Below are 20,919 nucleotides of genomic sequence, written 5' to 3' on the forward strand. Positions count from 1 at the left end.
TTTGCCTCCCTATTCAAATAATTTAATTCTTTTATACTCGTAGTCACAAATATAATACATTTCATTACGCTTAAGAATTTTTTCGTTAGAGTTATAGCGTACTTTTATCAAATCTTGTTCGCTAATGCTCATACCGACAAATGCATTATTTACAATCTCTTTTAATAATCTAGCTTGTGAGCTTATACCCCCAATAGTTTCTTGATAAAGTCCAAAAACTATAGGATACACATTATTTTTTGGTCCATCTAAAAATATTGATTCTATTTCATTATTTGTAGGTGCTGCAACATTTATAAATTCTTTGAAGTTAGAAATGATTACAATCCATTTTTTTTGTGGTTCAATGTTCTTTATAAAGTTAACTAATTCATTTTTAAAAGCAATTATATCCTTTTTTTCTTGACAGTATAAATAATTTTCGTATTCAGAATTTTTCAATCTACCTGTTGTGTCTAATATAGCAATTTCATATTCCTTTGAAACAATTTTTAATTGCTTTTCTAATATATTAAAACCGTTATCAATATCAACTGGCTTAACCGAAGTAAATATATTAGATTTTTGGAGATTGAAACCGATTGGCTGTACTTCATCAAATTCTAATCCCATTGGTATTATCTTTTCTTCTAATATTATCTTATTAAAGTCAAATGTATTCAACTGTTTATCAAAATATACTTTTTCTGGCATCATTGGAATATGACTTGGATAATCGCCAACATAGTGTTCGTTCATTTGAGCGATTTCATCTTTGATGCGGTTATTGTACGTTTCACCTTCTGCTAGTTTGAATGGCTGTGCAATTTGGAATTGGGTAAAGTTATCATCATTGATGGCTGCACGACCTTTCATGTCTTTAACGCCTTTTTTATATGAACCAATGATGTTGGTTAATTCATTGTTATCGAATAGATATAGAGCAACGCGTGTCTTAATGTTGGTGAAGATTGCGGATTTAATCGCACTTGAACGTGAACCTGTTAGGATAATGTAAATGCCTAACGCTAAACCTTCACGTGTGACTTTCATCATCATATCTTCATAGGCTTCCATTAATGGTGATTCTTTAACGGCGTCGTAGTTATCAATCATGATAAAGATGTTTGGTACATTGTCTTGTGTTTCGCGTTTATATTGTTCGATATTAACGACGCGTTGTTGGCTTAATAAGCGTTTACGTTCTGATACGAGTTCGTTAATGCGTTTTAAGGCTTTTGTGATTTTATCTTCTTGGTCTATCGTGAATAAGTCCGCCACATGTGGGATATCGGATACTGGCATTAAGCCGTTTGTACCGAAATCGAATAAATACATATGGGCTTGATCTGGTCTAAAATGACGTGCAATATCGAAAATAATGTTGTGTAAGAATGTCGTGCGTCCGTATCCTGGACTTCCGATTAAGGCAATATGTCCTGACGCTTTTAATTTTAGGGTTAATGGCCCTTGGAATTGTTCTTCTGGCACGTCTTTTAAACCAAGTGTTAATTCGACATCACCTGGTTGATCACTCCATAGTGCTTTAAAGTCTGTCGTCATTAACTCATCTTGATATACATTTTCTGGTAAAGGTGGTAACCATGGCCGTTTCACTTCTGTAATGTTTAAGCGTTCTGTAATTTCTTCAATATGGGCAATGACTGCTTCGAGTTCAGTTTGTGTTGGTTGCGCTTCAGCATCGGTTAAACCACTTAAGTCTTTATTGATGGCTTGGAGCTGACCATATTCATTGATAGCATAAATCGTTTTATCTTCTGTCTCGATAACATTTTCTTCAGTGTCATACACTGCACCGCTCCATGCGGATTGGAATAGTTCATAAATTTCGTTATTCCCTACTTGTAAGTATGCACGACCTGGCAACGTAATATCTGCAGCGTCTGGTGTCTTTAATATTTCGTTACTATCTTGACGGTCTTGTACTTTTAAGGCTAATTTGAATTTAGAGTTCGACCATATTTGATCGTCAACCACACCGGATGGCTTTTGTGTAGCCAAGATTAAGTGTATCCCTAATGACCGTCCAATACGTGCAGTTGATACTAATTCTTTCATGAAATCTGGTTGTTCTGATTTTAATTCCGCAAATTCATCGGAAATCAGGAATAAATGCGGCATCGGTTCTGTCGCAACGCCTTCTTTAAATAACTTGTGATATTGGTTAATGTGGTTAACATCAAACTCCCCAAATAAACGTTGACGTTTGCGCAATTCGGCTTTGATGGACTCTAGTGCACGCATGGCTTCGTCTCCATCTAAGTTGGTAATCGTTCCCACAAGATGTTTTAAGTTTTTAAATAGGTTCGCCATTCCCCCACCTTTGTAGTCAATTAATAAGAACGCCACTTCATGTGGGTGGAAGTTCACTGCGAGTGACAGAATGTAAGATTGGATGATTTCTGACTTACCTGACCCTGTTGTACCTGCAATTAAACCATGTGGCCCGTGTGCTTTTTCATGTAGGTTCAGCTCTAGAATGTCATCTTGCCCACGTACACCGAGGGGCACTGCCATCGTCTTAAATGTTTCATTTTGTTGCCAACGCTGTACAATATTGAGTTGATCCACATCCTTGACTTGATACATTTGTAGAAATGTAATACTGTCTGGAATGGCATTTTTCATATGCTCAACATGATTTAAGTTGGCAATGCGTCGTGCGATATATTCTTTATCAATACCTTCCATACTTTCAGGTACAAATGGCGTTTTCACTAATTCTTTTTCTTTCATGATGAGTTCGCCTTCTGTGTGAGATTTGATATCGATAATCGTTTCTACATGTTCTGGTAAACTTTCAATCACGTCTTCAACAAAGATAAGTGAAATACCATAATCTGATAAATCTTGGTTGACGTATTCAAGAATAACGTGATCAATAATTAATGACATATCCGTAATAATAAATACTAAATTCGGTTTGAAAATAATTTGTTCATTGCTTCTACTACGTTCTCTGACGGTTTGAATGCGCTCTTTAATCATGCTGTAAATGGATGTCAATATTTGGTCGCGTGTACGTTGATTATAGACGAAACCTCTAATGTTCAGCGCTTTTAATGTTGTATGTGGTAACCAACGTGACCAATTCAACTTCTTATATTCATCTTCACGCGTCACTAATAAGAATTCTAGATCATGATAGCTATGGAATGTCGCGAGTTGCAGCATCATTTTTTCAAGTTCTTCTAAGATTAGACGGCGTGTCCCAATGTAGGCAATAGGCCCATGGGTTAAGTCGTTAGTTAATGGTGCTTGTTCGACATTTTCATAGAATTCATACAGGCGTTTCGCATCGTCAAACAGTTCGTCACGGCGCTGATTAAATTCTTCCTCCGAGTAATCCACTTTGAACGACTTTTGAATATCTGCAATCCCTAATTTATAGTAAAGATAATCGTGATGTTGTGGTGATTTTTCATAAATTCTTGGTGCTTTGCTGTCAACAATCTCTTTAATTTCTGCCAACGTTGGATAGTGAAAGTTCAAGCTAAAGCGTTGATCTTTAATGGCATGGTTAATCGCTGTTGATTTTTCATCCAAATAGGCTTTATAGTCTTTCTCCCGCTTCTTAACTTCTTCCTTATACTTTTTCTTTTCTGAAAAGTATGTCGTAATACCGAAGATGATGGTTACTGTACTCATACCAATCATCATTAAAATATAGACACCTAAAGGTCGTACTAAAAAGATTACAACCGTCAAGGCAATCATCACTAATGGCGGAATGATGGAGCGCCAAATCATAGAGTTATTCTTCTGAATTGGTTGAGGTGGGCGCTCTATCTTAATGGTATCTGTCGGTTCACGATGAATAATTCTCGGTGAACGATGGTAATCATTTGATTCTATCGTATAATTTTCAAACTTATCGCTATTTCTGCGAATAAGTTCCGTCTCAATATCATCATGTGACAAGATGTTGATACCATCTTCTCTAATTTCAATCCACATGTCGTCAATAAACAAGTGATCACCGACATAAGCTCTATCCACTTTATTATGTTGTTTATCGTAATTGATAAAGACTTCAGCTGCGTTATCATGAATGATTTTAATATAGTGTTGTTCTTTAATGCGATGAATATCCTTTAAAATAATGACATTGGTCGCGCCACTTATCTTTAAGTCATCGTATGCATGGTTACCTATCGTCATCACTTCTTTAAGTGATGGATACATGAATGAATGTAAATGTTCTTGACCATAAAGTTTTAATGTCACTTCTCCATCTGCAACTTTACGCACCAATGTTTTAAACAAGGTCGTATGATTGGCTTGCCAAGCGCCAAATTCATTTTGTTCAATATGAATGGCCTCTGGCAAATGCTTTAGCGTGATATCTGCTTTGTCATCCGAACTGATAGTATAAGTTTTATCATCTTGGAGATTTAGCATTTTTAATTGGTCATTATATTGTATTATCAATTTATGCATCATTCTGCCCTCAATCCTATACTATTTTTTCCGTTCTGCTTCTTGACGTTTTTGTTTATCTTTTTGCGCTTGTTCTTTTTGTTTCTTCTCATTTTCTTCTTGTTGTTTTATTTTTTCATCTTTTTTCTTAGCTGCTTCTTCTTTTTCTTTGGAAGATTCTTCTTTAGCTTGTTTTTCTTTTTCTAAAATATCTTGTAATTTATCGTTATATTTTTTCGTTTCTTCTGAACGTTTATCGTTTGATAAATTAGCATTATTTTTGATTGAATTTAATTTATTGATTAAAGCTAATTTAGTAATATCGTTATCATCTAAATAGGTGGCAATATTAAGTGCTTCGTCATAGTCACCTTGACCTAATTCCATCCAATAAAGTAAATAATCTTTATTCGAATTTGGTGTAATATTGTTTAATAAGTTCTCTTTTTTATCTTTTTCCAAGCCTTGTTTATTTGTTTCAACATAGCTTTTTGCATAGATGTATAACGCTTCTTTGTCTAAATTTTTACCATTTAAATCATCGTAATCATTGAGCACTTGTGTGTAATTCGATTTCACATATGATTTATAACCTTTTTCAATCTGAGCATTATTTTTCATTACTGAAAAGTACAGATAAGCAAGTATTGCTAGTAAAATAACACCAATTACGCTCATTGTAATGGCAATAGCTTTGAAAATCGTAAAGTTTCTTCTCTTCACATATGAGAAGTTACGACGATAATCTGATTGTTGTTTATCAAATTGTTCAACTAAAAAGGCTTTTAATTCATCTAACGTCGCAATATCAATGATTTTCTTTTCAAACGGTGTGCCTTTATGTAATTCAAGATTACCTTCTACTAAAGAATCGAATGTGACTTTGTCATTAAATGCCGTGATAATCAGTGCTTTGTAACGCGTAAGAAACTCTTCATCCGATAAGGCAAGGGGTTCGACAATATTTTTCAAACCACGTGTCTTTAATAATGGTAATCCATCTTTCGTAAAGAATAATTCTTGTGGCGATAAGATGAAGGTGTAACGTGTTTTCAGCACATCTTCGAGCTTGGCAATGTTTAACAAATAACGCATTTTTTCATTTTTAGGGAAGGTCTTTATTTCTGAAAATGGCGTGTGATGTTGTGACAAATCATAATGAATTTGATAACTATCTCTTAATTCAGTCAGCCTCGCATTTAAAAATGCATTGTCTTGCTGTTCTAATAAATACATCAAATGATAATGTTCATCTTTAATCGAGGATTTAGGAATCTCTCGCATATCTTCGCGTTCATGCTTTGTTTCTTTAATTACGTCTTGCTCATTTCGTTCTTCAGCTTTGTTTTTTGCCATCTTTTGATTCTCCCTACAATATTTTCAGAATATCTCCATCTGCAATTTTGCCGTCCACGAGTCGGTCATTTTCTAGTAATAAGCGATCCTTAGTGGTCACTTTTATTTGATTTTTATAATCATATATTTCTAAATCTAAACTTTCTATAATCAGTGGTATTAGCTGTTTGATAGGAATAAATATGGGAACTGCTAAATCAAAGCTTCCGTGTTGATAGTTTGAAAAATCAAATGTCACTTTTTTATGCTGGCTCATCGTTTAACCCTTCTCCCTCGCTGGATGGTAAATACCATAAATCCTATAGTTAAAAAAGCCCCTATACTTAACAAGATATATGGAAAGAAATTTTTCTTTTGTTTGTCTTGTAAATAAGGGCTTTTATCACTCTCCGCTGTTTTGTTCAAATTCTTGTTTGAAAACAATACATGCTTTGTTTCATCCAAGCGGGACTTATTGCCCGCTTGTTTTTGAAACAAATTATTTTTTATATTTGAATCTTTATTCTGTTGTTGTTCTTTAATGCGTTGATTTATTTTTTTACTTTCATCATCAAAGAGCGTTGTATCGTATTCTTTGATATCTTTATTCACATTTTGTTGATCTTCATCATCGACTCTTATATCTAAATCACCTTGATGTGGATTGGCAGTTAATAGCGTCATCATGGTTAAGCCTTCAATGAGCATTAAATGAGCCTCTCTTTCTTAAAGTGCTTAATAAACATATTTAAGATGAATCCAATAATGGCAAGTACTGCAAGGATTAACATTGCCATGCCAACTGGATGTTCTGCATTCAAGTAGTTATAGAACACTTTATCTATATGTGATAATGGTGAAATCGCTGCAAGTATTGCGTTATTGTGATTCATGTCAATAAAGTATAAGGCAAGTATGACAATGATGATAAACATACCGATGGATTTTAATTGTCTCAATAAGTACGTATTGAGGAGTACAAAGACAATCATTGTCAAGATAATTAAACCGACAAACTTCGCACGGTATCCTGCCATAACTTCATATTGATTCATGGCAATCAAACCGATAATGAGACCTTCTGCTAAGCCAGCAATAGTAACAATACCTGCACCAATACCTTTATTCCACCAGTGATTATGTTTGCTAAATTCATCTTTAACAAAGTTCACTTGGCCTTTATGGCGTTCATAACTATAGAATAGGTATGCCGTCATTAATGAAACTAAGTACATGAGCAATACTAGAATTGTTGGTGAGAATGTGTTGTGATTGTCGCTATTTGCTAACACATTTTCCAGATTTTTCTTCTGAATTGGATTACTCATAAAGTCTTTTAACACTTCGTTTTGACGATCGCCTTCTTTAGAGTTTTTCAAGACGTTTTCAAAGTCTTTAGCGAAGAGACGATTTTCTTTATCGTTTTTATTCATCACTTCATTTAAGTTGTTAGCTCTAACACCTAATGCACGTCCGCTAGCATGAAGCTTGCCAACATTGTCATCAAGTTTGTTTAATTCACCACTAATGTCATCAGCAGTTGATTTAGAATTTTGACTATCTGAAAGTAACTTCGTACTACGCTCAGATAAATCACTAATTTGTTTATCTAAATCGGTTGATATCGTTGTAAATTCTTTACCTTTTTCTTCATTGATTTTTGGTGTTTCAGGTTCATCACTTAATAATTTTTCAGCTTTTGATAAATCATCAAGTAACGTGCTGATGTCTTTTTTATTCTGTGCAACTTGGTCTTGATTATTGATGACATCATCAATAAATTTATCAGACTGTTGATTTAATTGATCTAATTGATTTAGTAATGCTGATTTATCATTTTTAAAGCTTTCCATATCTTTAATAACTTGATTAACCATCATATCGACAATTGCTTTATTATCAATCTTGATATCATTTGGATCGATTGCAACGTCTTTATAGATGTCATATTTAGATTTGAATTGATCAAGTGAACGGAGTTGTTGATTTAAATCGCCACTGATTAATTTGCCATCTAAATGATTGTTGATAGATAAATCAACGACATTCGCTTTTGGTTCATCTTTATCATTATCGGCTTGGCCGAATAACAATTGTAGCTTCATCGTTTTATTTTTAAGGAAATCTTCTTTATGTTGTGCATCAGCTTTAAGTTTGGCCACACCTTTGACTTTAACATGGTATGTTTTAACTGTCGTATCCAGTTTGACATTTTGATCTTTAATATCGTATTTCTTACCGTTGATATAAATATCACCGCTAAAATCAAAGTTAGGATCTGTTGATACTGTTAAATGGTTAATATCTTTAGATTTGATATCCTCTTGACGTTCAAACGTCGTACCTTCAGTTTCTAATTTCGATGTATCTGTGGCACTAATTTCACCGTGATAATCTTCTTGTTTAATTGGATTATCAAGATGCTTCACATTGTAGCTTGTTCTATATTGATTTACTTCTTTTAAAATTTCTTGGTATTCTTTAGTAGCTTTCTCAGATAATCCAGCGTCTGCGATATCTTTATTTGTTAACTTTCTAATATAAAATTCATCTTGACCAGACTGGTCGTTTTCAATAGCGTTTCTCAATTGATTAGCCATCGTATCTTGTATTTTTTGTTGGTCTTGTTTCATTTGATCCACGATATCGTTTAAATCTTGATTATTCTTCAATTGTTCTTGTAATGAGGCAGTCAATTTTTGACGATAGTCTCTAATCATATCTTCCGTAAATGGTGATTCTTGTGCTTTCACTTCATCTTTCACTTTATTTAAAGCGTCTTGATATGATTTTTGGTAGTCATCTTTCGTACGTTGTTGCGCTTCATGTTGTTGGTCTAACTTACTATCAACTTGTTTCAATTGATTAATATAATCTGAGATATTCACATCTTTATCTCGTGATTTCATATCATCAAGTGTATCCTCTAATAAAGACTGATGCGCATTGAAATATTCTGCTTGTTTGCCGACGATAGATGACACATCATTATCAGATTGAATGCTAAACGCTTCTGGCTTCGCACTTAATAAAGAGTTATTGTAACCTTGTAACCATTTCGTAATATCATTGTTCGCATTAATAGAATTGACTAATGTATCAGTAAATAATTCTGGAAAATCGTTGAGCGGATTCAACAAATAATTGGCAAAGTTTTGATTAACATTTTGTTCACGTGTCATAATTGCGCCAACATTTTTCTGAGCGTTATGCAAATTGTCGATAATACTTGTTAAATAGATTTTAATTAAATCTTTGTTGAAATCATTTAAAATACTTGCGACGATTTTTTCAGTTTTCTTCGCAACTTCTTCTTTTTGTCCAACTGCTGTTTTATATTGAATCGCCATATTGGCTGGTTTCTTTTTGTCTAATTGCATCGATAATTTAGAAAAGTTTTCAGGGATAATGATCATGACTTGATATTTACCATCTTTTAAGCCATTTTCAGCAATATTACGCGTAACCGTCTCAAAATTATAGTTCGTTTGACTCGATAATTTCTTAACAAATGTATCCCCTAGCGTAATCTTCTTACCGTTATATGTTGTCGATTGGTCTTCATTGACAATCGCTATATGTATATCTTCATAATTTTTTGTTTCACTCTTATGACTTTGTCCTGATTGGTCACCATATTTAAAATGTACAAAAACAAAAAATCCTATAATGGCAATCGCGACGATTAAAATTGAGATAAGAGTATAGATCCAGTATTCTTTTTTCATTTTTTTGTCCTTTCAATCCACACTTATTAATGATAAAACAGGCTGAGACACGATTAAATGTCTCAACCTATATATAACTATTACTGTAAACCGAAATTATTAGATAATTGTTGGTCTTGTTCTTGAACAGCATCAGCTGTGCTGTTTAATTGTTGTTTAATCTCTTCTAACAATTGAGCAAATTTGTCAACTTTTGGACTTAATTGTTGGAATTGCTCTTCAAAGCGATTAAATGCTTGACCTTCCCAGTTTGCAGCAATTTCACCTTGTGCTCTAGTTAAATCAGAAAGAATTTGATGGATTTGCTCAGCACCATTTCCATAAGATTGTGACTTAGCTCTTATTTCTTCTGGGCTCATTTTAATCAATGCCATAATACGAAACCTCCTAAAAAATTTAATTGGTTACTTCTATTACAGATAGATTATGAAAAATCGTATCTTATTAAATAATATAAAAAAAATAGGTTCATGTATACACTTTTACTAAAATTTTACGTAAAATATATTGCGGAAATTTAATTTGCCTATTACTATTCATTTGTAAGTCTTTTTTATGTATACTAAATTTATATCAATAATTAAAAAGGATTAATGTACCCGTATGAAAAAAACACTAGTTACGACAATGTCTTCTTTATTATTATTTACAATCGTTAATAGCCAACTGACATATGCAGCAACATACACTTCACTACAAGAAGCTAAAAAGGCACATCCAAATGCCTCATTTAATGTCAATTCAAATGATGGCACGTTTACCTATACTTATGGCCAACAGCAACGTGGTTCTAATGATAATCATACATCACAAAGTCATGCACATGGCCAAGCTGGTGCCAATCAAGGTCAAAGAACAAGCCAAGCACCAGGAAGCACATCTCAATCTCCATTAGGCGTGCAACAAAATGTCGGTCCTGTCAAAGCACCAGAACAAAGTCAACCAGCACCATCTATTGCGACACGTCAATATGCAGCTGATGCATCATTAGCAGCAGAATCGCAAAATGAACAAGCAGATTTTGATAAAGTATATAAAAAAGATGACTCCGGTATGATTACAAGCATTAATGTCGACGGTCTTTATGATGAGTTGAAGTTAAGTGAATTTAACGACAAGGCGATGACAGTCGATGGTAAACCACTTGCTTTAGGCAATGGTAAGATTATTTCAAACCCATTATTTACAAGTAAGAACAATCTCTATACGGCAGGTCAATGTACGTGGTATGTCTTCGATAAACGTGCACAAGCTGGCCACACGATTAGCACATTTTGGGGAGATGCGCGCAATTGGGCTGGTCAAGCTTCAGGTGACGGCTTTAAAGTCGATCACAAACCTGAAAAAGGTGCGATTCTACAGACTGGTAATGGCCCATATGGACATGTTGCTTTTGTTGAACGCGTTAACGCTGACGGCAGTGTCTTTATTTCAGAAATGAACTGGATCGCCCCATACATTACATCTACACGTACAATATCATCTATGGAAGCCGGGTCCTACAACTATATACATTAGAGAGCAAACACCTGGGACATAAATCTCAGAAAAATAACACTCAGATGAATTGAATTCAACTCATCTGAGTGCTTCTTTTTATTCAATACTTCGTATTGTTGGCTCGCTTTCTTAGGGGACAGCTTCAGCCACCCCAACAAAGAGAAATGCTTTTCGCATTTCTCTTTGTTGGGGCCCCTGTCTTCAGCTTGTCCTGTTCCCTCAAGAGTCTCGCCAAAATACGTCGTATTTATATGTAGTTTTACATCAACGTACTTTTAAAAAATAAGGTGTTTTCGTATATATCACTGTTTGCTGTTTTGTTGTTGTAAACGTGCTTGTTGTATTTGAAAGGCGAATATTGTACCTAATGCAAATAGAAGGATACTAATGAAAAATAGTGTTTTTCCTAAAAAATTAAAGTTATCGCCATATAATTTCAACCCAATATCAAAGAAATCATCATACAATACTATATAAAATAGTATATTCATTAAAACTGACATAATAAATAGACCGATGATAGATAAATAGATGGTTGGTTTAGCCGTACTTTCGAAAGCTTGACCGTTGTTCTTTGGCTTATATACGGTTAACCATACAATATTCAAAGCTAAGATGCCAAATGCACCTATGGTTATAATAAATCCATGTATACTCAGTAAACTAAAAATGCCGGCAACAGCTAAAATAATCCACCAGCTATTGCCTATTTTATTTTTCTCAATAACTGCCTCTTTAACTGCTGCTTTATTTTTAAAAATTAATATGCCACAAATCATCCAAGCAACAATCGTGATTAAATTAAGACTGACCACACCACCAATGATATAGAACACTGCACTCATCGTCGTTTTTTTCGTCATTAACTTTAACGCTGTAAACCCTATAATAAATGAAATAAAACTTGCAACCATCAGCACACCAAAAATCCAATTAAAGATTAATGATGACATTTCAGTGCTTTTTGTTGTTGTTTGCTCATTTATCGTAGTCCTAATCTCGGAATGAGAAATGCCTGAAACTGACCCTACGAAAAAAAGTAAAAATAGAAATGATAAAAATGCTTCTAGAATAAGTCCAATCAGCGATGTTACTTTTATTGTTTTAATCATCATGTTCTCCCTTATGCTTGATTTTATGTATGTTAATAGTTTGTAGCGCACAACTGTTGATAACACAACCATGCTACACGGTCAACAGTATTATGATTTTTATTATTTCATTGTGACGTAAAAAAGTAAATATGAATTATATAATAATAATTTTAAACACTTATTTATTACTTGCTCTATTAAACTCAAAAAGCCAGCAATACAATTGTACAATGACAATGCATTACTGGCTAAATTTTTGAAAGACCGTTAACCGGCTCTAAATATGAATAATACCGATTAATCTACTGATTGGTGTTCATCTGATAATGGATTTTTGAGTTCTTTTTTTCTTTGGATGATTAATACACCACATGCAATCCATGACACAAATGTAATGAAATTAAAGCTTAAAATAGCGCCTATAATATAGAATGTAGCACTCATTGCCATTTTTTTAGACATAAATTTTAATCCTACAAGTCCTAAGGCTAATGAAATAATACTAATAATAAATAGCACCCCAAAGATACCATTAAAAATAGATTGTGCTTCTTCCGGACTGTATATTTTCACTTCACCATTCACCGTTGTTTTGAATTCAGGGTGTAACAAGCCTGCTACGGATGCTAAAAATAAGAGTAATAATATAACGCTAATGATAGCTTGTAAAATTATGCCAATCAATGATGTTACTTTAATTGCTTTAGTCATAACAATCTCCTTTATTATTTAACTTTAATATCTTTATAGTCTGGTTTATGCTGCTCAACATAGGCTTTCGCGTTAAAACCACGCTTATAGTATATTTTGTCATTTTTATATTCATAAGCTGCATAAAATAACTTATTGTTTCCTTTGTACAATGGATAACTAATAATTATTAACTTGCCATCGTTATAAACATAACGATTCACACGTTCTTTCTTAAACTCTGGATTTACTTTATCACTACTTTTCACCATATCTTGATGTGTTTTTTGCTGAATTGATAATATTTCATCTATCTTGCTTTGGTATTTATTATTTTTCTGCTTATTGGTGCTTTGTTGTTTATTATCTGCTTGCTTATCATTATGACTATCTTTACTACAACCACTGACAACAATAATCACCGCAACCAGCATACCGATGAATATTTTTCTCATGATGTTCCTCCTTTTTCTTACATATTTGAAAAATCTGTTATTTCTCGGCATTAATGATACTTTTTAATAAAAATCTCCAAAAATAATAAGAGGACTGCCTAAAAATTTTATTATTCCTCAAGGAGCGAATATGTAAAATCTAAAATCTATGGAATGTCAAGCAAGCCTGGACTATTGTGGCTGTTCCATCCCATCTAACCTCCCTAAGTCATAAAGCCAAACCGATTGTGTCTACAACATGAATCACTTACAACTGCTACACAACCCGTTCTACAACTCATATTATTCCACTCTTGGGTAAAAAAGTAAATATGAATTATATAATAATATTTTTAAACAGTTATTTGTAAATTTGTTTACTTATTATCATTTTTTGAATGGACAAAAAAGCCACCAATGGCATTGTACGCAAACAATCCATTGATGGCTGTATATGATCATTGATTTTAATTGATAATTAACCGATAGAACCTTCCATTTCAAATTTGATTAAACGGTTCATTTCAACGGCATATTCCATTGGTAATTCTTTCGTAAATGGTTCAATGAAGCCCATAACAATCATTTCAGTGGCTTCTTCTTCGGAAATACCACGACTCATGAGATAGAATAATTGTTCTTCAGATACTTTAGACACTTTTGCTTCATGTTCTAAGGAAATATTGTCATTAAACACTTCATTGTAAGGAATTGTGTCTGATGTTGACTCGTTATCTAAGATTAACGTATCACATTCAATGTTAGAACGCGCACCTTTTGCTTTACGTCCAAAATGAACGATACCACGATAGATGACTTTACCACCATTTTTAGAAATAGATTTTGACACAATAGTTGATGATGTGTTTGGTGCTTTGTGAATCATTTTCGCACCTGCATCTTGAACTTGTCCTTTACCGGCAAAGGCAATGGATAGTGTGCTACCTTTAGCACCTTCTCCTAACAGTACACAGTTTGGATATTTCATTGTTAATTTAGAACCTAGGTTTCCATCAACCCATTCCATATTACCGTTTTCATACACAAATGTACGTTTGGTTACTAGGTTGTAGACGTTGTTAGCCCAGTTTTGAATCGTTGTATAACGGACATGTGCATCTTTGTGCACAATGATTTCAACGACAGCTGAGTGTAACGAACTTGTCGTATATACAGGTGCTGTACAGCCTTCTACATAATTTACGGAAGCACCTTCATCAGCAATGATTAATGTACGCTCAAATTGCCCCATATTTTCAGAGTTTATACGGAAATAAGCTTGCAGCGGTGTATCAAGTTTAACGTTTTTAGGTACGTAAATAAATGAACCACCTGACCACACGGCTGAGTTTAATGCAGCGAATTTATTATCTGCTGCTGGAATGACTGACGCAAAGTACTCACGGAATAAATCTTCATTTTCTCTTAACGCACTATCTGTATCTTTAAAGATAATGCCTTTTTCTTCAAGTTCTTTTTCCATATTATGGTAAACCACTTCTGATTCATATTGTGCAGATACACCTGCTAAATATTTTTGTTCTGCTTCTGGAATACCTAATTTATCAAATGTACGTTTAATTTCTTCTGGCACTTCATCCCATGAACGTTCTGTATGTTCTGAAGGTTTAACGTAATATGTGATGTCATCAAAGTTTAATTCTGACAAGTCACCGCCCCATTGAGGCATTGGCATTTTATAAAATAATTTAAGTGCTTTTAATCTAAAGTCGAGCATCCATTGAGGCTCTTCCTTCATTTTTGAAATTTCAGTCACGATATTTTCTGTTAAACCGCGTTCTGATCTGAAAATGGACACATCTTCGTCGTGGAATCCATATTTATAATCCCCAACATCAGGTGCTTTTTTAGCCATTTCAATCACTCCTTAAAAATATATTTAAACGACGTGCGTGAGATTTTTAATGTTATGAAAAGTCTACTGCCATTGTAACAAGTTACTTTTTGTATCAAAAGTGTGACCTCTCAATTGTCACACTCTGCTAGTCTTCTTCAGTAGAACCTTCCGCTTTGCCTTCTTTTTGAACCGTACCTTTTTCAAGCGCTTTCCATGCTAAAGTGGCACATTTGATACGCGCTGGGAATTGAGAAACGCCTTGTAGCGCCTCAATATCACCCATATCTTCAGTAATTTCGTAGTCTTCACCAAGCATCATCTTTGTAAATTCTTGACTCATTTGCATAGCTTCTGCCAATGAGTGACCTTTTACTGCTTCCGTCATCATAGATGCGCTGGACATTGAAATAGAACAGCCTTCACCTTCAAATTTCGCATCATGAATGATGCCATCTTCAATATCAAATGTAAGTCGAATACGATCACCACAGGTTGGGTTATTCATGTCTACAGTCATTGAACCGTTGTCTAAGACGCCTTTATTTCTAGGGTTTTTATAATGATCCATAATCACAGATCGATATAATTGATCTAAATTATTAAAATTCATACGAGAAAAACTCCTTCGTTTGTTTCAATGCGTTGACTAATTGATCGACATCTTGTTGCGTATTATAAATATAAAAGCTTGCACGTGCTGTAGAAGATACGTTTAACCATGACATCAAGGGTTGTGCACAATGATGGCCTGCACGAACAGCAACACCTTCTGTATCAACTGCTGTTGCTACATCATGTGGATGTACGTCTTTTAAGTTAAACGTAATAACACCTGCACGACGATCTTTAGGCGGACCATATATGTCAATACCTTCAATCGCTGACATTTGCTCATATGCATATTCAGTCAACGCTCTCTCATGCCGATGGATCGCTTCAAAGCCAATATTTTCAATGTAGCGAATGGCTTCTGCAAGGCCTATTGCTTGGGCAATGAGCGGTGTACCTGCTTCAAATTTTGTCGGTAAGTCTGCCCATGTCGCATCATACTTGCTAACAAAATCAATCATATCGCCGCCAAATTCTACAGGCTCCATGTCATTTAATAAGTCACGTTTACCATATAACACACCAATGCCTGTTGGCCCTAGCATTTTGTGACCACTAAAGCTAAAGAAATCACAGTCTAAATCTTGAACATCAATTGGCATATGCGGTGCTGATTGTGCACCATCAACGCTAATTATCGCACCGTGTTCATGCGCAATTTTAGCAATCATTTTCACATCATTAATTGTTCCTAACACATTGGATACATGTGTAATCGCTACAATTTTAGTTTTATCGGTAATTGTCGCTTTAATATCTTCTACACGTAATTCGCCTTCTGCGGTCATCGGAATAAATTTAAGTGTCGCTTGTTTACGTTTAGCCAATTGTTGCCATGGCACAATGTTGGCATGATGTTCCATTTCAGTTACTACAATTTCATCACCAGCTTCAACATGTGCGTCGCCGTAACTGTGTGCAATCATGTTGATAGATGCCGTTGTACCACGTGTAAAGACAACCTCTTCAAAATAGTGCGCATTTATAAAACGGCGCACGGTTTCGCGTGCACTTTCATAACCATCAGTGGCTAATGAACCTAATGTATGCACGCCACGGTGAACGTTTGAATTATAGCGCTTGTAATAGTCATCTAATACATTGAGTACTTGTATAGGCTTTTGACTTGTTGCTGTAGAATCTAAATAAGCTAAGCGTTTGCCATTCACTTGCTGTTGTAAAATCGGAAAATCTTTTATAACGTCTTCAACATTTAAAGTTGTGTCGGCCATTGACTTCACGACCTTTCTTATATTAAAAATCTCATTTGTTTCTTCAATTTATAACGTGTCTCAACGCTTGTGCTTATGAAGCACGCTTATATGATTTATTTTAGAATACTGCTAATATTATATTTCATTTTACTTAGAAACTTTAAGTTCAATGACATCTCTAAGTTGACGTTTAACATCTTCAATTGGTAATTCGCGCACGACCGGATCTAAGAAACCATGAATAACAAGGCGTTCGGCTTCATGTTGTGAAATACCACGACTCATTAAATAATACAACTGCTCTGGATCAACACGACCTACAGATGCTGCGTGTCCAGCTTCTACATCGTCTTCATCGATTAAGAGAATTGGGTTCGCATCGCCACGTGAATGCTCAGATAACATTAAAACACGTGATTCTTGGTTCGCAATTGATTTCGTACCACCATGTTTGATATGGCCAATACCATTAAAGACAGATGATGCATGTTCTTTCATGACCCCGTGTTTTAAAATATAGCCATTCGTTTCTTTACCATACTGTACGATTTTAGAAGTTAAGTTGATTTTTTGATCTCCAGTACCTACGACAACCGATTTAAGTTCACTTGTTGAACGATCTCCTACAAGGTTTGTCGTGTTATCAATGATTTGGCTGCCTTCATTCATTAAGCCTAATGCCCAATTAATAGAGGCATCCGCTTCTGTATGTCCACGACGAATGATATAACCCGTGAAGCCTTTGTCTAAATAATCGACTGAGCCATAGGTGATACTTGAGTTTGCACCTGCAATTACTTCGGAAATAATATTAATTTGGTTACCATCACCACTTGCATCTGAAACGTAGTTTTCCACATATGTCACTTCAGCACTTTCTTCAGTGACTAAAATCACATGATTGAAAAAGCTCGCTTTATCATCATCGTGTAACACAACATAATGTATTGGATGTTCTACCACGACATTTTTTGGTACATAAACAAAGACACCACCATTGATTAATGCAGCATGTAAGGCTGTTAAACGATGTTCGTCTACTTGAACCGCTTCTGTCATTAAATACTTTTGAACTAAGTCTCCGTGGTTAACAAGGGCTTCAGATAATCCTTCGATAATGACGCCATCTTGCTTTGCTTGGTCTGACACTTGTGTGTAGGCCAGCGTATTATTATGTTGAATGATTAAGTTTTCAGATGTCTCAACATTAATGATTTTATTAATTGATTCTGGGAGTTCTGATAAATCTTTGAATGTTGCGCCATCAACATGATGTTGTTGAAATGAATCAAAGTCCCATTTTCTTAATTTGGTCTTATCTGGTTTAGGCATTTCTAAAGTTTCCGTTAATTTCAAAGCTTTTTTACGACTGTCTGTCATCCAAGAAGGTTCATGGAGTGCTTTTGAATAATCAACAAGTTGTTCTTCAGAAATGTTTAAAGTTTCCGTTGTCATAACTTTTTCCTCCTACTTGATGAAATATTAAGTTAGATGCTAAACACATAGCTAAACTTGAATTTTCTCCATACGTGATTGCGATTTATGCAATGCCATTTAAACACGCATGCTTGATTATTCTTCAGTACCGAACTCTTCTTTAACCCATTCATAACCTTCGTCTTCAAGACGTTTAGCTAATTCTGGACCACCCGTTTTCACTACTTTGCCTCCATACATCACATGTACTTGATCTGGCGTAATGTAGTTTAATAAACGTTGATAGTGCGTAATAATGAGAGCACCAAAGTTTTCACCGCGCATTTTGTTGATTCCTTTGGATACTACTTTTAATGCGTCAATATCTAAACCAGAATCGATTTCATCTAAAATAGCAAATTTTGGTTCTAGCATCATTAATTGTAGAATTTCATTACGTTTCTTTTCGCCACCAGAGAAACCTTCATTTAAATAACGTTGTGCCATGTTTTCATCAATATCTAAAAATGCCATAGTTTTATCTAATTTCTTAATAAATTGCATTAAATTAATTTCTTGGCCTTCTTCACGTTTCGCATTAATTGCTGAACGCATGAAATCCGCATTAGTTACGCCTGTGATTTCAGATGGATATTGCATTGCTAAAAACAATCCTGCTTTAGCTCTTTCATCAACTTCTAATTCTAAGATATTCACGCCGTCTAATAACACTTCCCCTTGCGTGACTTCATAGCTAGGATGCCCCATAATTGCTGATGATAATGTTGATTTACCTGTTCCATTTGGCCCCATAATTGCATGTACTTCGTCAGTATTAATCGTAAGGTTAACACCTTTTAAAATTTCTTTATCCTCAATAGACACATGTAAGTCTTTGATTTCTAATGTTGATGACATTTATATTCCCTCCGTAAAATATAAAGTTTTCTTAACTAGTTTATAGTAATTTTAATTTGTAGTCAAAAAGACTTTGAAATGTTCAATCCACTACATTATAACGCAAATAAGTAGCAATATAAACCGTTTGAACTGCTAAATTAGAGTCATTATTTAAATATAATTATTTTTGATAATCGTATTATTTTACACTTAACTGATAATGTTGGCCCCTCTGTTCTCAATATCCAAAATTTCGACAGATATTATTTCCTTATTAACACTATTTCTGCTATGATGCAGTTTCACTGCAATTTAACTAGAAAGGAGTCATTATGAAACATTTTAGATGGATTAATGTCTTGAAAGGTTTTGGTATGGGCACAAGTGATTTAGTTCCTGGTGTTAGTGGTGGAACAATTGCCTTGTTACTAGGCATTTATGATGATTTTATTCATGCTATCAGTGGGCTATTTTCTAAACGTTTCTGGCCTAGTCTTAAATTCTTATTACCAATCTTAACCGGCATGTTGTTAGCTATCGGCCTTTTAAGTAAACTTTTTAATTATTTATTGGCCAACCATCAAGTACCAACCATGTTTTTCTTCACAGGATTAATCATTGGTATCATCCCCTATTTATTGCGTATATCTCATTTCAAAAGTCGCTTTCAAGTTAAACATTATGCTGTAGTTGCTTTAGGTATCATTATCTTAGTCATAATCACATTGCTCAATCATGGTGACACGCATGCCAACACGTCACTTACATTAAATTCAAGTCTTATTATTAAATATTTTATCGCTGGCATGTGTGCGTCTAGTGCAATGCTCTTACCAGGCATTTCAGGTTCATTTATGTTACTAGTATTCGGTGCTTATGGCACAGTAATGTTTGCTATTTCTGAACTTATGTCATTTAATTTTCAAGCTATATCTTTATTATTCGTTGTTGGCTTGGGCATCGTAGCTGGCTTTATATGTTCTAGTAAAGTCATCCATTATGCGTTGCATCATTATCCTACATTGACCTTTGCCTTGATTATTGGCTTTGTGATCGGCTCTGTTTTTGCTGTTTTCCCAGGAATGCCAATGACGCTGCTATCATGGTTGATATCGATTATTACGCTTATACTAGGTTTTATCGTTAGCTTCGTTTTAGGCCAAATTACCGCTAAAAATGAAGCTTCAACATCAAGCAAATCACACAAAGAAAGCTCTTAAGCACACAGCCTAAGAGCTTTTTCTACTTTATTAGTTTGTATCTCTATTTTTACCGTCTTTAATGTTATCAACAAAATCTTTTGCTTTGTCTTTTACATTATCGATTGTTTCTTTCACTTTACCAGAAGCTTTATCTTCTTTACCTTCTTTTTCTAAGTCTTTATTGTCTGTCACATTACCTACAGTTTCTTTTACATTCCCTTTTGCTTGTTCAAATTTATTGTCTTCAGCCATTTTGTATTCCTCCTAGGTTGTTTTGATATAGTTCTATTTACCCGTAGGCCACATTCATAAACATCTTTTCGAAAAAGATTCACTACAGTATGTGTCTTATTGGGTTGCATGCTGTAAAATCAGAGCTAAATCACGGCTGACGTTCAGCTTGAGTTTAACGCTTAAGTTAAATATCTCTTTCCCAGAAAAATACTACACTACAAGATTTATAATTACCACATTCATATCAAAATAGGAGCGGGACAGAATTCATAATGAATTCGTAGTC

Annotated in this window: 17 protein-coding genes; 2 read left to right on the plus strand and 15 right to left on the minus strand. The window is 34.4% G+C overall.

Annotated features, from left to right (window positions below; translation table 11 throughout):
• Nucleotides 1-9: 9 nt before the first annotated feature.
• The 6 genes from essC to HMPREF2864_RS05865 form a co-directional block, all read right to left on the minus strand.
• Nucleotides 10-4,440, minus strand: a complete 4,431-nt coding sequence (gene essC / locus HMPREF2864_RS05840) for a type VII secretion protein EssC (protein WP_176744209.1) — start codon at nucleotides 4,438-4,440, stop codon at nucleotides 10-12.
• 21 nt (nucleotides 4,441-4,461) lie between these two features.
• Nucleotides 4,462-5,775 (minus strand): type VII secretion protein EssB, encoded by a 1,314-nt coding sequence (gene essB / locus HMPREF2864_RS05845; protein WP_002459614.1) that lies wholly within the window; start codon nucleotides 5,773-5,775, stop codon nucleotides 4,462-4,464.
• Between the two features lie 13 nt (nucleotides 5,776-5,788).
• Entirely contained in the window at nucleotides 5,789-6,031 is a 243-nt protein-coding gene (locus HMPREF2864_RS05850) for an EsaB/YukD family protein (protein WP_002459615.1), read from the minus strand.
• Nucleotides 6,028-6,462, minus strand: coding sequence for a type VII secretion protein EssA (gene essA / locus HMPREF2864_RS05855; RefSeq protein WP_002459616.1), 435 nt, complete (start codon nucleotides 6,460-6,462; stop codon nucleotides 6,028-6,030). Before essA ends, HMPREF2864_RS05850 begins: the two co-directional genes overlap by 4 nt.
• A complete protein-coding gene (esaA, locus tag HMPREF2864_RS05860; RefSeq protein WP_070544941.1) occupies nucleotides 6,462-9,482 on the minus strand; it encodes a type VII secretion protein EsaA in 3,021 nt (1,006 codons plus the stop codon). Before esaA ends, essA begins: the two co-directional genes overlap by 1 nt.
• A gap of 80 nt (nucleotides 9,483-9,562) precedes the next feature.
• On the minus strand, nucleotides 9,563-9,856 hold the full coding sequence (locus tag HMPREF2864_RS05865) for a WXG100 family type VII secretion target (protein WP_002459618.1): 294 nt from the start codon (nucleotides 9,854-9,856) through the stop codon (nucleotides 9,563-9,565).
• 229 nt (nucleotides 9,857-10,085) lie between these two features.
• Between HMPREF2864_RS05865 and HMPREF2864_RS05870 the strand changes: the two genes are divergently transcribed.
• A complete protein-coding gene (locus HMPREF2864_RS05870) occupies nucleotides 10,086-11,000 on the plus strand; it encodes a CHAP domain-containing protein (RefSeq protein ID WP_070544942.1) in 915 nt (304 codons plus the stop codon).
• Nucleotides 11,001-11,284: 284 nt separating this feature from the next.
• Here the strand turns inward: HMPREF2864_RS05870 and HMPREF2864_RS05875 are convergent, their stop codons facing one another.
• The 8 genes from HMPREF2864_RS05875 to sufC form a co-directional block, all read right to left on the minus strand.
• Nucleotides 11,285-12,094 (minus strand): DUF5084 family protein, encoded by an 810-nt coding sequence (locus HMPREF2864_RS05875; RefSeq protein ID WP_070544943.1) that lies wholly within the window; start codon nucleotides 12,092-12,094, stop codon nucleotides 11,285-11,287.
• Nucleotides 12,095-12,373: 279 nt separating this feature from the next.
• Entirely contained in the window at nucleotides 12,374-12,787 is a 414-nt protein-coding gene (locus HMPREF2864_RS05880; RefSeq protein ID WP_002459621.1) for a DUF4064 domain-containing protein, read from the minus strand.
• A gap of 14 nt (nucleotides 12,788-12,801) precedes the next feature.
• Complete coding sequence (locus HMPREF2864_RS05885; RefSeq protein ID WP_002459622.1) at nucleotides 12,802-13,221, minus strand: cystatin-like fold lipoprotein; 420 nt, start codon at nucleotides 13,219-13,221, stop codon at nucleotides 12,802-12,804.
• Nucleotides 13,222-13,678: 457 nt separating this feature from the next.
• On the minus strand, nucleotides 13,679-15,076 hold the full coding sequence (sufB, locus tag HMPREF2864_RS05890) for a Fe-S cluster assembly protein SufB (protein WP_002459623.1): 1,398 nt from the start codon (nucleotides 15,074-15,076) through the stop codon (nucleotides 13,679-13,681).
• A 127-nt stretch (nucleotides 15,077-15,203) separates the two neighbouring features.
• The gene (gene sufU / locus HMPREF2864_RS05895) at nucleotides 15,204-15,668 is read right to left on the minus strand and encodes a Fe-S cluster assembly sulfur transfer protein SufU (protein WP_002459624.1); all 465 of its coding nucleotides are present in this window, start codon (nucleotides 15,666-15,668) and stop codon (nucleotides 15,204-15,206) included.
• Nucleotides 15,658-16,899, minus strand: a complete 1,242-nt coding sequence (locus HMPREF2864_RS05900) for a cysteine desulfurase (protein ID WP_002459625.1) — start codon at nucleotides 16,897-16,899, stop codon at nucleotides 15,658-15,660. Before HMPREF2864_RS05900 ends, sufU begins: the two co-directional genes overlap by 11 nt.
• Before the next feature lie 129 nt (nucleotides 16,900-17,028).
• On the minus strand, nucleotides 17,029-18,336 hold the full coding sequence (gene sufD, locus HMPREF2864_RS05905) for a Fe-S cluster assembly protein SufD (RefSeq protein ID WP_002459626.1): 1,308 nt from the start codon (nucleotides 18,334-18,336) through the stop codon (nucleotides 17,029-17,031).
• A 117-nt stretch (nucleotides 18,337-18,453) separates the two neighbouring features.
• Nucleotides 18,454-19,215, minus strand: a complete 762-nt coding sequence (gene sufC / locus HMPREF2864_RS05910; RefSeq protein WP_002459627.1) for a Fe-S cluster assembly ATPase SufC — start codon at nucleotides 19,213-19,215, stop codon at nucleotides 18,454-18,456.
• A 314-nt stretch (nucleotides 19,216-19,529) separates the two neighbouring features.
• Here sufC and HMPREF2864_RS05915 point away from each other — a divergent pair, with 314 nt between their 5' ends.
• Nucleotides 19,530-20,417, plus strand: a complete 888-nt coding sequence (locus tag HMPREF2864_RS05915) for a polyprenyl-phosphate transporter PopT (RefSeq protein WP_037544695.1) — start codon at nucleotides 19,530-19,532, stop codon at nucleotides 20,415-20,417.
• 30 nt (nucleotides 20,418-20,447) lie between these two features.
• On the opposite strand, the gene HMPREF2864_RS05920 is transcribed toward HMPREF2864_RS05915, so the two are convergent.
• Nucleotides 20,448-20,651, minus strand: a complete 204-nt coding sequence (locus HMPREF2864_RS05920) for a CsbD family protein (protein WP_002459629.1) — start codon at nucleotides 20,649-20,651, stop codon at nucleotides 20,448-20,450.
• Nucleotides 20,652-20,919 lie beyond the last annotated feature (268 nt).

It is taken from the genome of Staphylococcus sp. HMSC059F04 (assembly GCF_001812565.1).
In the GTDB taxonomy this organism is placed as follows: domain Bacteria; phylum Bacillota; class Bacilli; order Staphylococcales; family Staphylococcaceae; genus Staphylococcus; species Staphylococcus lugdunensis.

Excerpts from the sequence above, each read along its gene's own strand:
- essC (WP_176744209.1), bottom strand. The coding sequence starts at position 4,440 with ATGCATAAATTGATAATACAATATAATGACCAATTAAAAATGCTAAAT.
- essB (WP_002459614.1), bottom strand. The coding sequence starts at position 5,775 with ATGGCAAAAAACAAAGCTGAAGAACGAAATGAGCAAGACGTAATTAAA.
- HMPREF2864_RS05850 (WP_002459615.1), bottom strand. The coding sequence starts at position 6,031 with ATGAGCCAGCATAAAAAAGTGACATTTGATTTTTCAAACTATCAACAC.
- essA (WP_002459616.1), bottom strand. The coding sequence starts at position 6,462 with ATGCTCATTGAAGGCTTAACCATGATGACGCTATTAACTGCCAATCCA.
- esaA (WP_070544941.1), bottom strand. The coding sequence starts at position 9,482 with ATGAAAAAAGAATACTGGATCTATACTCTTATCTCAATTTTAATCGTC.
- HMPREF2864_RS05865 (WP_002459618.1), bottom strand. The coding sequence starts at position 9,856 with ATGGCATTGATTAAAATGAGCCCAGAAGAAATAAGAGCTAAGTCACAA.
- HMPREF2864_RS05870 (WP_070544942.1), top strand. The coding sequence starts at position 10,086 with ATGAAAAAAACACTAGTTACGACAATGTCTTCTTTATTATTATTTACA.
- HMPREF2864_RS05875 (WP_070544943.1), bottom strand. The coding sequence starts at position 12,094 with ATGATTAAAACAATAAAAGTAACATCGCTGATTGGACTTATTCTAGAA.
- HMPREF2864_RS05880 (WP_002459621.1), bottom strand. The coding sequence starts at position 12,787 with ATGACTAAAGCAATTAAAGTAACATCATTGATTGGCATAATTTTACAA.
- HMPREF2864_RS05885 (WP_002459622.1), bottom strand. The coding sequence starts at position 13,221 with ATGAGAAAAATATTCATCGGTATGCTGGTTGCGGTGATTATTGTTGTC.
- sufB (WP_002459623.1), bottom strand. The coding sequence starts at position 15,076 with ATGGCTAAAAAAGCACCTGATGTTGGGGATTATAAATATGGATTCCAC.
- sufU (WP_002459624.1), bottom strand. The coding sequence starts at position 15,668 with ATGAATTTTAATAATTTAGATCAATTATATCGATCTGTGATTATGGAT.
- HMPREF2864_RS05900 (WP_002459625.1), bottom strand. The coding sequence starts at position 16,899 with ATGGCCGACACAACTTTAAATGTTGAAGACGTTATAAAAGATTTTCCG.
- sufD (WP_002459626.1), bottom strand. The coding sequence starts at position 18,336 with ATGACAACGGAAACTTTAAACATTTCTGAAGAACAACTTGTTGATTAT.
- sufC (WP_002459627.1), bottom strand. The coding sequence starts at position 19,215 with ATGTCATCAACATTAGAAATCAAAGACTTACATGTGTCTATTGAGGAT.
- HMPREF2864_RS05915 (WP_037544695.1), top strand. The coding sequence starts at position 19,530 with ATGAAACATTTTAGATGGATTAATGTCTTGAAAGGTTTTGGTATGGGC.
- HMPREF2864_RS05920 (WP_002459629.1), bottom strand. The coding sequence starts at position 20,651 with ATGGCTGAAGACAATAAATTTGAACAAGCAAAAGGGAATGTAAAAGAA.